Source organism: Nissabacter archeti, from assembly GCF_018257325.1.
Taxonomy (GTDB): domain Bacteria; phylum Pseudomonadota; class Gammaproteobacteria; order Enterobacterales; family Enterobacteriaceae; genus Chimaeribacter; species Chimaeribacter arupi.
The window spans coordinates 74,590-85,394 of record NZ_JAERKB010000001.1 but is presented as its reverse complement, the minus strand read 5'-3'; the positions used below and the strand labels follow the sequence as shown (position 1 = coordinate 85,394).

Below are 10,805 nucleotides of genomic sequence, written 5' to 3'. Positions count from 1 at the left end.
TTTACAGCAGGGGCTTTTTGAGTGATACCCTCATGAGTTCTGAATTCGAACCCTATAATTTACGTCTATCCGGCGCGTTAGCCTATATCGCGCGAAACCACAGTGCCAAAATTGAAATAAGGGAGGGCGACAGTGAAATAAAGCTTGCCGAATATAATAAACATGATGTGGAACATGATGCGCAGATAAAGAACTATTTTTTATCATTGGGCATGTTGGTGTCCACGGTACAGTTTAGCCGGCCAGATGATTTGCTGAATGAAAGTATGCCGCTGTTATTGTTAACGGCTGATATGCAGTGGTTAATTTGTGTTGGTTGTGTTGATAATAAATTAAAACTGGTAAATAACACGAATGATATTTGCCAGGTAGAGGCCGACCCGGACGCGCTGAAAAAAATGTCTGCCTTTACCCTTCAACCCACCAGCGATGTGGCAGAATCGATCCGTATCGGGCAAATTTTAAAGAATGGGCTGAAGAACAATAAGCTTTTTTACTCAAAGTATTTTATCTCCTCGCTGTTTATGGCCATCTTCGCCCTGACCATCCCGGTGTTCAGCAACCTGTACTACGATAAGCTGGTGCCCAGCGCCTCTAACGCCTCGCTGTTCGGCGTGGCAGGGGTGGTTGTGACCTTCCTTATCTTTGAGTTTTTGTTGAGATCGTCGCGGGACATCTACCAGTCAATCGTCTCCCGCCGGGAGGATATCGATATTGATGTCTCGTTTTTTGAGGCACTGTTATACGGGGATAAAAAACATACGTCGCTGTCATCGGCCTTTATCTTATGGACGGAGTTCCAGAAAATAAAGCCGGTCTTATTAAATTCGCTGTTCCAGCGGGTGGCGGATATCCCGTTATTTATTATTTTTATCGTGGTTATCTACATTAACCTGGGCGCCCTGGTGGTGATCCCCATTATCATCATGATTATTTCGCTGCTGTTGGCCTATGCCAATTACCGGTATACCAATATCCTGATGGAGCGGGTGAAAGAGGGGCAAAGTAACCGGAATATGTTCATCACGGAAACCCTGTACGCCTTAAAAATGATCCATACGCTGAATAACCGTAACCTGATGCAGGATTGGGTGAATAATGCGGACCAGCAATCCTGGTTAAGTTTACAAATCCGTAAGGTGAACGTCTATTATCAATCGGCCCTCTCCACGTTGTCGAACCTTAACCAGATTTTACTGATGCTGTTTGCGTTCTTCCTGGTCACCAAAGGCGACATCACCACCGGGGCGATTGTCTCGTCAGTGATTGTCTCCGGGCGGATGTCAGGCATTATTTCGGGTTTCTCTTCCACCTTGCTCTCGGTGTTTACCACCAATAAAACCATCAATGATCTGCTGAAAATGTTTGTCGCGGCGGAGCCTGCCTCCCGCCAGGTGCTGCAATCACTTTCCCAGTGTGAAGGGCACCTTTCCCTGAAAGGGGTGAGTTATCAGTACGATCCGCAATTGCCGGTGGTTATCGAAAACCTGTCGCTGGATATTCCTGCCGGGCAACGGGTCGCGATAATTGGTGAGTGCGGCTCGGGGAAAAGCTCGCTGATGTCATTGCTTTCCGGGTTCAGCGCGCCGTTACAGGGCAGCATCATGTATGACGGCTATAACACCCAACAGCTGGCCCAACACTTTTTCTCACGTTTTATCAGCGTCATCACCACCCAGGACGCATTGTTTACCGGCACCATTGAAAGCAACTTCGCCTTAAAAAGCGGCGAAGATCGCAAGAAAACCGTGCAGGCGCTGAATGTCACCAACTGTGGCTTCGTGCTGCAACACCCGATGGGGTTACGCTATCCCGTCAGTTTTATGGCCAGGAACCTCTCGTCAGGGCAAAACCAGCAACTGCTGCTGGCGCGCAGCCTGAGCAGCGATGCCAGCGTGTTTTTATGGGATGAACCGACATCGTGTCTGGATGAGCAGACCGAGCAGCGTATTTTTGACAACCTGGATCACTTCGTCACAGGGAAAACCCTGTTGATGGTGACGCACCGGCGTTATCTGCTGAAATATTTTGATCGGGTGCTGGTGATGAAAAACGGGAAAATCATCCGGGATTGTACCCCTGATAAACTGCTGGTGCAGGCCACACCGGCAGACACCCAAAAAGCCCAGCCGGTGCGGATAAGCGTGCCGGCCAGGGTGAGCAAACCGGAACCCGGCCAGTAACGCCGACGCGCCCTGCTCAGCGGGAGCAGGGCGCAGCGGTTCAGGCGGGTTACGCCAGCATCCCGCTCAGGCGCAGGACGTTGCGCACCACCTCACGCTTCTCTTCACTCAGCGGTTGCGCCGGTTGCAGGGAATGCACCGGAATATCCACCCCGACCTGGCGGATCGCCTCTTTCACCACGTTATAGAAAGGCAGATCCAGGCTGTAGAGCTGCGGGATGTGCGACAACCGCTGCTGCAGCGCGATAATGGTCGCAAACTCCTGGGCCTGCCAGGCCCGGTAAATGCCGCAGGTCAGTTCCGGTGCAAAGTTGGCACTGGCCGGGATGCAGCCATCGCCCCCGAGGATCAGGGTGCCGAACAGGTATTCGTCATAACCGGCGAACACCGCAAAGTCCGGCCGCACCGGTTTCACCGCCTGGATGGTTTCGCGCAGGTGGCTGAGGGTATCGACGGTGTCTTTCAGCCCGACAATATTCGGGCAGCGCTCGGCCAGGGTTTTGATCAGGGAAACCGGGATGTTCTGGCCGGTCAGCGCCGGGAAATTGTAGAGCAGGATCGGCAGCGGCGAATCGTCAGCCAGCGTCTGGTAATAGCGGCCGAGGTTCTCTTCAGAGAGCGGGTTGTAATAGGGGTTCACCACCACCACGCCGTCAGCGCCGCAGCTGCCGGCATGGGCGATCAGCGCCTGGGTTTCACGCGTGCCGGGGTGCGCCGCGCCAATCAGCACCGGCACCCGGCCATTCACGTGCGCGGTACAAAACTCCGCCACTTCATGCCGTAAGGCGCTGCCCATATGCGCAAACTCCCCGGCGCTGCCGAGGAAAAACACGCCGTTTACGCCGCCTTCAATCACATGGTCAATCAACCGCGCCATGCCGGGGCGGTCGAGTTGTTCATCGGCGGTTAAAATCGTGGGCACCGGGGGAATCACACCGGAAAAGATCGGGGTAGCCATAAGGGATCTCCATGACAAAGGGCGGGCCGCAGGCGGCAGGAATTCGGAACAGCGTTTTAGTTATAAGCGAAGTTGCGGCGAAAACCTGTGTGCTTATTAACATTGCAGCAACTTACGCTAAAAAGTGGCGGCCGGGTCACACCGCCTGAAGCGGACAACGACTTTCCGACTAATTCGTTACAACATACTTTCAACGGGAACCGCAGCAACAGAAAAGGCGTCTGTCGGGCAGGGGAGCGTAAAGCGGGGGAAGGCACGCGCAGAAAGCGTCAGGGAAGGGGGCAGTTTTAGGGGAAGGGCAAAAGGCGGGGCGATAACATAAAGACACCCATGCTCAGGCACAGGGAATACCCAGGCCACGTCTTCAGGGAAACCGCCCGATTCGCCAGGGGGCCGGAAATTCGTTATCATCCGCTCCCCCCTCTTTAGCCGGCCACCCGATGTCTGTGATTTCCGATACCTTTATTGCCCCGCCGTGCCATGAGCCGATTGTGACGCTCTATCAGGACGAACACCTGGTGCTGATCAATAAACCCACCGGGCTGCTCAGCCTCTCGGGGAAAAACCCGCAAAACCTCGATTCGGTGCATCACCGGCTGGTCCGGCTTTTCCCCGGCTGCACGCTGGTTCACCGCCTTGATTTCGGGACGTCCGGGCTGATGGTGGTTGCCCGCAATAAGGCGATCAATGCCGCGCTCTGCCGGCAGTTCAGTGAGCGCACGGTAACCAAAGTGTACAGCGCACTGCTTTGCGGGCATCTGGAGGAGGACGAAGGGGTGATAGAGGCGGCGATTGCCAAAGACCCGGCGCTGTTCCCGCTGATGTCGGTTTGCCCGCTTCACGGCAAGCCCGCGCGTTCGCGCTACCGGGTGATAGAGCGCGTTTATCATGAGCTGGAGAAGGGGAAGTCACTGCCGGTGACGCGGGTGGCGCTGACCCCGGAAACCGGGCGTACCCATCAGCTCCGTATTCACAGCCGGGAGCTGGGCCACCCGATTTTAGGTTGCGACCTGTATGGCGGCCGCCTGCTGCCGGGCACCGAACTGACGCCGCGGCTGATGTTGCATGCCAGTGAGTTGAATTTTATTCATCCCATCAGCGGGGAACAGATCAACGCCCGCTATGCCTGCCCGTTCTGAACGGCGGCCCTGGCCGGGCGCGGGTGTTACCACATTAAATCATCAGGCACTTTGAAATCGGCGTACGGGTCGTCTTCGTCCTGCTCTGCCTGGCTCAGCGCACTCTGTAACACAATGCTGTTGGCATCACGCTGCGCAATTTTTTCGGCGACGCTGGCCGGGATAATGGCGTATTCACCCTCAGGCTTGTTATCCACCACCAGGCGGGCAATGGCAAGACGGCCGCTGATCAGCTGATCCTGCGTGACCTTATCCACAACCACCTGTTTAATCAGGTTATTATCAGTGAAGTTAAACCGGATATCCCCTTTCGGCGGGGTGATTCTGTTCATCTCAATCAGCTGCTTTACCTGCGCTTTATACTCTTTGGATAACGCCGCCTGTTTCTGTTGCTCGCTGAGCTGCTTATCACGCTCAAGCTGGGCTTTTTTATTTTCCTCCACCGCCTCTCTGGCCTCACGCGCCTGAACCCGTGATTTCTTGGCCGTTCTCTGGACTTTGGCCATCTTTTTGCTGGTGACTAAGCCTGCTTTCAGCATCTGCTCTTGTAAGGTGAGTTTTGTCATGTTGGTTTCTGAATCTGTTGAATAATGCCGGTAAGTATACCTGTAATTTCCGGGGCTGTACCAGGTTGCCGGGCCGGGGTGCCGGGGGGCAGGTGCCATGCCGCAGGGCAGCGCCGCCCGATCATGAAAAGGGTTCATGTTCAGTGAAATTAAATCACTTTTCTTCACCCAGTGGCTCAGGCATAAAAGAGGCATTGTTAGTAACGAAAGATAATATGAAGACGCCGGAATGAGAAAGCAAGCAATGAAAATCGGGACATCCTGAAAAGTAAAATGCAAACCAGGTTTATATCAGCCATTAGGAATCCAGATTACCATGACTAAAAATTTCGCCTTTACGCTTAAAAGCCTTCGTTTCGACGAAAATTATAATCCCTCTGAAAATACACGTATCACCACCAACTTCGCTAATTTGGCCAGGGGTGAAAAACGCCGCGAGAATTTGCATAACGCGTTGGTGATGATTAATAACCGCTTTAATTCCCTGGCGCATTGGGATAACCCTAAAGCCGATCGCTATGCCGTTGAGCTTGAGATCATGTCCGTTGACCTGACTATTCAGGGGGAAGGCAAAAGCAGCGCCTTCCCGGTGATTGAAATCCTGAAGACGAACATTGTGGATAAGAAAACCGGTGAGCGCACCGAAGGGATTGTCGGCAATAACTTCTCCTCTTACGTACGCGATTATGATTTCAGCGTCGTGCTGCCGGAGCATAATAAAGACCAGCCCGTGTTCCGCATCCCGGCGAACTTCGGTGATTTGCATGGGAATATCTTTAAACGTTTCGTTGGCTCAGCCGCTTATCATGAGGCTTTTAAAAAGTCACCGGTTATCTGCCTGAGTGTCTCCAGTAAGAACGTCTATCAGCGCACCAATAACCGGCACCCGGTGTTGGGCGTCGAATATCAGCAGGATGAACCTTCCCTGACCGATTACTATTTCGGGAAAATGGGGTTGCAGGTGCGCTATTTTATGCCGGCCAATAGCGTTGCGCCCCTGGCGTTTTATTTCCACGGTGATTTGCTCCATGATTACACCAACCTTGAGCTTATCAGCACCATCAGCACGATGGAGACGTTCCAGAAAATCTACCGGCCTGAAATTTACAATGCGAATTCAGCGGCAGGGGAAATATATCAACCGAGCCTGACGCACCAGGATTATTCATTAACCCGGATTGTTTATGATCGGGAAGAGCGCAGCCAGCTGGCGGTTGAGCAGGGTAAGTTTACGGAAACGCACTTTATTAAACCCTACCAGCCTGCACTTGAACAATGGCTTGCTGATGCTGTTCTTTGATCAACTAAAAATACAAGGTCATCTATTATGAAAAAGTTATTACCTACGTCGACTGCCGGCAGCTTACCTAAACCCTCCTGGCTCGCGCAGCCTGAGAAACTCTGGTCACCCTGGAAATTGCAGGATGAAGAGCTGATTGAGGGCAAACAGGATGCACTGAAAGTAAGCCTGGCAGAACAACAACAGGCCGGGATTGATATTGTCAGTGATGGTGAGCAGACACGCCAACATTTTGTCACGACCTTTATTGAGCACCTGGACGGCGTGGATTTTGAGAATCGTCAGGTAATGAAAATCCGCAACCGCTATGAGGCGAGCGTGCCGAGCGTGGTGGGTGAGGTGAGCCGCCAAAAACCGGTGTTTGTGGACGATGCCAAATTTTTACGCCGGCACACCGACCAGCCGATCAAATGGGCCTTGCCCGGCCCGATGACAATGATCGACACGCTGTATGACGGCCACTATAAAAGCCGCGAAAAACTCGCCTGGGAATTTGCCAAAATTCTTAATCAGGAAGCCAAAGAGTTAGAAGCGGCGGGCGTTGATATTATCCAGTTTGATGAGCCGGCCTTTAACGTGTTCTTTGATGAGGTGAATGACTGGGGGATTGCTGCGTTAGAAAAAGCCATTGAAGGGCTGAAGTGTGAAACGGCGGTGCATATTTGTTACGGTTACGGCATCAAAGCCAATACCGACTGGAAAAAGACGCTGGGCACCGAGTGGCGTCAATATGAGGAAATTTTCCCTAAGCTGCAAAAATCCAGTATCGACATCGTCTCCCTGGAGTGCCAGAACTCCCATGTGCCGATGGAGCTGATTGAACTGATCCGGGGTAAAAAAGTGATGGTAGGTGCCATTGACGTGGCCACCAATACCATTGAAACCCCTGAGCAGGTGGCCGAAACGTTGCGCAAGGCCCTGCAATTCGTTGACGCTGACAAGCTCTACCCGTGCACCAACTGCGGCATGGCCCCGTTATCCCGCCACGTGGCACGGGGCAAACTGAGTGCGTTAAGCGCAGGCGCAGAGATTGTCCGCAGAGAACTGCTGGCGAAATAACCCCGGCCGGAAAACGGGCTGCTGAAAAACCGCGCAGCCCGCCGGCGCATCACTCATTCCCCCTTCAAACCACACCGGGCCGCGTAGTTGAAACGCGGCCTGACTCCCCGTCAGGGTGCCGGTGGGCCGGGCCGCGAAAGGCCCGGCGCCATTCACTTGGGCTGACGCTGAACCGCGCTTTAAAACTCTGCCGGAATGAGACGGGCGACTGAAACCCCACCATCTCAGCCACGCGTTCAATGCTGCTGTCTGTGGTTTCCAGCAACTCCTGGCTCCTTTGCAGGCGCTCTGCGTTCAGCCATTCACCCAGCGTGGTGCCGGTCGCCTTGAAAAAATGCCGCGTCAGCGTCCGCCGGCTCATGTTGACCAACCCGGCCAGTGAGTCGATGTCGTGGGGTTTATCCAGATGGCGGCGCAGGTAGTCAATCAGCGCGTTCATTTTGCTGTCCCGCGTGGAGACCGGCACCGGGCGTTCAATAAACTGGGCCTGCCCGCCCTCACGGTACGGGGGCACCACCATTCGCCGTGCCACCCGGTTGGCAATCGCCGAGCCGTAATGGTCACGGATGATATTCAGGCAACAATCAATCCCGGCTGCCGTGCCCGCAGAGGTAATAAGGCGCTCATCGCAGGTATAGAGCGAGTTCCTGTCCAGATGCACGGCCGGGAACCGCTCAGTGAAATCCTTTTCATACTCCCAGTGGGTGGCCGCCCGGCGCTGGTTAAGTAAGCCAGAATAGGCGAGCACGTACGTCCCCAAACAGAGGCCCACCACCTCAGCGCCGCGTTGCCATGCGCTTATCAGCTTGTCCAGCAGTGCCTGGGAGGGTTTTTCGTCCGGGTTATTCCAGTACGGCACAATCACAATGTCTGCCACGTCAAGCTGCTCCAGCCCATGCCCGACATTGATTGACAACCCAATATCAGAGAGCACCACGCCGGGCTGCTCAGCACAGATCTCCACCCGGAATAAGTCCGGCTGCGGCATGGACTGCCCGAAAAGAATACAGGGCACGGAAAAGTGAAACGGGCTGAAGCCCGCCGTAGCGATGACGGCAACCGTCAGTGCAGACATAAACATCACCCTCTGGCAGGGCATCGCCACCGGCTGAGCGGTGGCGACACCACAACGTGTGGAAGGGGGAAAGCCACCGCCGGCGTGGGCCAGGGCATTTCCCCGTCAGATGGAAACCGGTCAGAAGGCCATTGTTTCACCGTCTGCCGGAATAAGCACCTTATCCTGAATGCCGTGTTCAAGCGAAAACTCACGCAGCTCAGCGCGGGTCAGCAGACAATGGTTGATTGACTCCATGTGCGAGGCAACGATGGTCGCTTCAGGCAGCATCTTATGCGTGCGCAGCGTATCCTCTTTACCCATGATGATAGGCCCGTAAAGGTCGTTGACCGCATAGCCGGTATTCAGCACCACCACGTCCGGCTGGAAACGCTGAAGGCTTCTGACATAAGGCTTGACCCAGACGGTATCGCCGGCAATGTAGAGCGTTTTTTCATCAGGGTGGGTAAAGACCAGCCCACAGGCATCGCCCAGTAAATCGCCCCACAGCGGATCGGCATACAAGTCGTTACTGCCGTGCTGGCCGTCAGTTTTATAGATCGTCAGCCCATCGACAAACGCATTCTCTTCTTTCAGGACGCGCACATTCAGAAAGCCCTGGCTACGTACCAGCGCGGCGTCATGCTCATTTTGCGTATAGATCACCTTCTCTTTAGGGATGGCCTGCTGCGCGGCCTCGTCCCAGTGGTCGGTATGCGTATGCGTCAGGATCACCGCGTCTGCTGACAGTAACGATTCCACCGTCACCGGCAGGGCCACCATCGGGTTACGAAGATGGGGGCGCGCATTCCCGGCAAAGCCATCCCAGGCTTCTTTCTCTGCCAGCATCGGGTCGATAAGGAATTTTTTACCGGCATAGTCCAGCACCAGCGTGGCATTACGGATTTGCGTTAATTTCATTGATAGCTCCAGTGATTAATCAGGTTCAGGCCGCCGCGCCCCTGCCCGGCACTCAGGCGGGGCGGCGGCGAGTTGGCTTACTATAAAGGCGGGGCGGGGCAGCCGTGACAGGCGCGTGGGCCATTCATCGATGAAATCGGGTCAACCCTGTTTCCCGGCGCATTCCGGCCGCGATGCCGTTTAGGGCAAAGGCAGACCGGCCTCATCCGCCGCCGGTGGGTAACGCTTTTTCTGCCGGGCAAGCCATAACAGCGGCACGGCAAGCAACAGCGCCCAGGGCACTAACAGCAGATGCATGAGCTTCCAGCCAAACGTATTCAGGAGCGGGCCGGCCCCCAGCGAGCAAAGCAGGCTGAAAATAAACACGCTCATATCATTGGCCGCCTGGGCAACCCCCTTTTCTGCTGAGGTGTAGGTAGTGGCAAGCAGGCTGGTGCCGCCGATGTAGAGGAAATTCCAGCCTATACCCATCAGGATTAAGGCCACGGCAAACCTTCCCCATGTGGCCCCTGAAAACGCCAGCCCCATATAAGCCAGCATCAGCAGAATGCCCGCCAGCATCAGGTTAATGACGCCAAACCGGTCAATAAGCTTCCCGGTGAAAAAGGAGGGGATGAAGCGCCCCAGGATATGAAGCTGGACCACCGCAGCGATGGAGGCCAGCGTAAAACCCTCATGTTTCATGGCAATCGGCGTCGCCGTCAGGCCCAGCACCATTATCCCGAACCCCGATGCGCCGGAAAAAAGCGCCACCAGATACGCGGGCTGGGACACCACCTTTTTCCAGGGGCGCGCTGCCTCTTCTGCCGAAAATTCAGCAGCTTGCACCGGCATCTGCAAGCGTGATAACAGCAACAGGCCCACCGACGCCATGATGCCCATAAACAGGAAGGAACCCACATAGGGCACACTGAACAGGGTACTTCCGCGGCTGGCCAGAAACGGCCCCAGCAGGGCGGCCACGACGCCGCCGGCCAGCACCAGGGAGATCGCGTGGGTACGGCAGGCGGGCAGGGAGACTTCACCCGCGGCAAACCGGTAAAACTGGGCAAATGCCTGATAAACCCCCAGAAAGAACATGCTGAGGCAGAGCAGCAGGAAGGAATGGTGGATCATCGCCATCATGGCAATGGCCGCCGACACCATGCCGCTTAACGCGCCGGTCAGGAAGCCGGGTTTTCTGCCTGTCCGGCTCATCCATAACGAGGCAGGGAACATGACCACTACCGTGCCCAGGCTCGCCATGGAAAGCGGCACGGTCATCAGCGCCGGGCTGCTCGTCAAAAGGGCACCGGCCAGCCCGCCGATAGTCATGATCAACACCGAAATTGACTGGAAGATGGCCTGTGAACCGGCAAGGATCAGCACCTGTCGATGCATATTTCTCATGGTGGTGACGCTCCAGAAAAGAAGAAATGCGGCATCCGGGCAGGGTCAGTGCGGTGCCCTGAACGCCTGACGGAAAAGCAGGACAGCCCATCAGGCGGATAGGGCAGCGAGCGGTAACCCGCCAGGATGCCTGTGAGCGGCGAGTATAGGGCGCTTGCACCGGGGGCCGTGAGCAGGCCGCCGGCCAATGAACGATGGAAACAGGCCAATATGCCGGGCGGCGCGTTGGCCGGGCG

General features: G+C 55.2%; 9 protein-coding genes. 4 read left to right on the top strand and 5 right to left on the bottom strand.

Going from position 1 to position 10,805, the window contains the following annotated elements:
- Window positions 1–32 precede the first annotated feature (32 nt).
- Window positions 33–2,183, top strand: a complete 2,151-nt coding sequence (locus JK232_RS00400) for an ATP-binding cassette domain-containing protein (protein WP_101829247.1) — start codon at window positions 33–35, stop codon at window positions 2,181–2,183.
- A 49-nt stretch (window positions 2,184–2,232) separates the two neighbouring features.
- Here the strand turns inward: JK232_RS00400 and JK232_RS00395 are convergent, their stop codons facing one another.
- Window positions 2,233–3,141 carry a dihydrodipicolinate synthase family protein gene (locus JK232_RS00395; RefSeq protein WP_101829248.1) on the bottom strand — a complete coding sequence of 303 codons (909 nt, stop codon included), beginning with the start codon at window positions 3,139–3,141 and terminating at the stop codon, window positions 2,233–2,235.
- A 440-nt stretch (window positions 3,142–3,581) separates the two neighbouring features.
- Here JK232_RS00395 and JK232_RS00390 point away from each other — a divergent pair, with 440 nt between their 5' ends.
- Window positions 3,582–4,280: an RluA family pseudouridine synthase gene (locus tag JK232_RS00390; RefSeq protein WP_212588633.1), complete on the top strand. Its 699-nt coding sequence runs from the start codon at window positions 3,582–3,584 to the stop codon at window positions 4,278–4,280.
- A gap of 26 nt (window positions 4,281–4,306) precedes the next feature.
- Here JK232_RS00390 and JK232_RS00385 read toward each other — a convergent pair whose 3' ends face one another.
- The gene (locus tag JK232_RS00385; protein ID WP_072931155.1) at window positions 4,307–4,846 is read right to left on the bottom strand and encodes a DUF2058 domain-containing protein; all 540 of its coding nucleotides are present in this window, start codon (window positions 4,844–4,846) and stop codon (window positions 4,307–4,309) included.
- A gap of 316 nt (window positions 4,847–5,162) precedes the next feature.
- Between JK232_RS00385 and JK232_RS00380 the strand changes: the two genes are divergently transcribed.
- Window positions 5,163–6,146, top strand: coding sequence for a DUF1852 domain-containing protein (locus JK232_RS00380; protein WP_101829250.1), 984 nt, complete (start codon window positions 5,163–5,165; stop codon window positions 6,144–6,146).
- A 27-nt stretch (window positions 6,147–6,173) separates the two neighbouring features.
- On the top strand, window positions 6,174–7,205 hold the full coding sequence (locus JK232_RS00375; protein WP_072931149.1) for a methionine synthase: 1,032 nt from the start codon (window positions 6,174–6,176) through the stop codon (window positions 7,203–7,205).
- Between the two features lie 64 nt (window positions 7,206–7,269).
- On the opposite strand, the gene JK232_RS00370 is transcribed toward JK232_RS00375, so the two are convergent.
- From JK232_RS00370 to JK232_RS00360, 3 genes are all read right to left on the bottom strand, one after another.
- The gene (locus tag JK232_RS00370; RefSeq protein WP_072931215.1) at window positions 7,270–8,280 is read right to left on the bottom strand and encodes a GlxA family transcriptional regulator; all 1,011 of its coding nucleotides are present in this window, start codon (window positions 8,278–8,280) and stop codon (window positions 7,270–7,272) included.
- A 120-nt stretch (window positions 8,281–8,400) separates the two neighbouring features.
- On the bottom strand, window positions 8,401–9,180 hold the full coding sequence (locus JK232_RS00365; RefSeq protein ID WP_072931147.1) for an MBL fold metallo-hydrolase: 780 nt from the start codon (window positions 9,178–9,180) through the stop codon (window positions 8,401–8,403).
- A 180-nt stretch (window positions 9,181–9,360) separates the two neighbouring features.
- The gene (locus JK232_RS00360; RefSeq protein ID WP_246538156.1) at window positions 9,361–10,560 is read right to left on the bottom strand and encodes an MFS transporter; all 1,200 of its coding nucleotides are present in this window, start codon (window positions 10,558–10,560) and stop codon (window positions 9,361–9,363) included.
- Between the last annotated feature and the right edge of the window lie 245 nt (window positions 10,561–10,805).

Coding starts and splice junctions, on each gene's coding strand:
- JK232_RS00400 (WP_101829247.1), top strand. CDS start 33: ATGAGTTCTGAATTCGAACCCTATAATTTACGTCTATCCGGCGCGTTA.
- JK232_RS00370 (WP_072931215.1), bottom strand. CDS start 8,280: ATGTCTGCACTGACGGTTGCCGTCATCGCTACGGCGGGCTTCAGCCCG.
- JK232_RS00395 (WP_101829248.1), bottom strand. CDS start 3,141: ATGGCTACCCCGATCTTTTCCGGTGTGATTCCCCCGGTGCCCACGATT.
- JK232_RS00385 (WP_072931155.1), bottom strand. CDS start 4,846: ATGACAAAACTCACCTTACAAGAGCAGATGCTGAAAGCAGGCTTAGTC.
- JK232_RS00360 (WP_246538156.1), bottom strand. CDS start 10,560: ATGCATCGACAGGTGCTGATCCTTGCCGGTTCACAGGCCATCTTCCAG.
- JK232_RS00365 (WP_072931147.1), bottom strand. CDS start 9,180: ATGAAATTAACGCAAATCCGTAATGCCACGCTGGTGCTGGACTATGCC.
- JK232_RS00380 (WP_101829250.1), top strand. CDS start 5,163: ATGACTAAAAATTTCGCCTTTACGCTTAAAAGCCTTCGTTTCGACGAA.
- JK232_RS00390 (WP_212588633.1), top strand. CDS start 3,582: ATGTCTGTGATTTCCGATACCTTTATTGCCCCGCCGTGCCATGAGCCG.
- JK232_RS00375 (WP_072931149.1), top strand. CDS start 6,174: ATGAAAAAGTTATTACCTACGTCGACTGCCGGCAGCTTACCTAAACCC.